The sequence below is a fragment of the Bartonella sp. MR168JLCBS genome (assembly GCF_042194175.1).
This window is the reverse complement of sequence record NZ_JBHIMP010000075.1, coordinates 760-1,437: the sequence shown is the minus strand read 5'-3', so window position 1 is coordinate 1,437 and position 678 is coordinate 760. Positions and strand designations below refer to the sequence as shown.

The 678-nt window shown below is 38.5% G+C and carries 1 pseudogene; it reads left to right on the top strand.

The features are described from left to right. Positions 1-678, top strand: a pseudogene (locus ACFIK8_RS09185) (hypothetical protein); the annotation flags it as partial.

Genomic DNA, 678 nt, shown 5'->3' with positions numbered 1-678 from the left:
GAACATGAAGTTGCAAACCATAATTCAGAGCAAAAAACACAAAACTCTGTAGAATTGGAAGTAATAGAGAAACAGAGCAAGCAAAGTACACAGAGTAAACACATATCGGGCATGACTTGGCTTTTCTTGCCAATTTCAGGAATTTTTGGTGGTCTTATCGCTTTGGGTCTTTTGATGGGACTTCAATGGGCGGGTTTGCTTCCTTCTGCTTTTATGGATAATCATGCTGGAGAGGAGAAAGCGTTACAGATTGCTGAAACCACAAAAAACCAAAGTGAAGAAACAATGCGGCAATTGAGGCATGTGCTTCAAGAAATGAATAGGTTGAAAACAGAGCTTTCTTCTTTTTCATCACAAAAGGTTAAAACTGTTCAAGATGATCAAGCACCGAAAGAAGACAGTAGAAAAGCCTTTGCAGCTTTAGAGGAAAAGGTAAGTGATCTTGAAGAGTCTATACAAACTTTAGTTGAAGTTCCAAAAGATGTGGAAAAGGCTTTGTCCGCTGGACAGAGCAACGCAAACAGTCTTGCTGCGTTAAAACAACAATTAGAGACCATAGAGAAAAAGATTACTGCTAAAAGTGATGATAAAGACAACATGAATACTGCGCTGTTTATTGCTATCAGTTCTTTGAAAAATGCTGTAGAGCGCGGTGGATCTTATAGCAACGAATTAAAA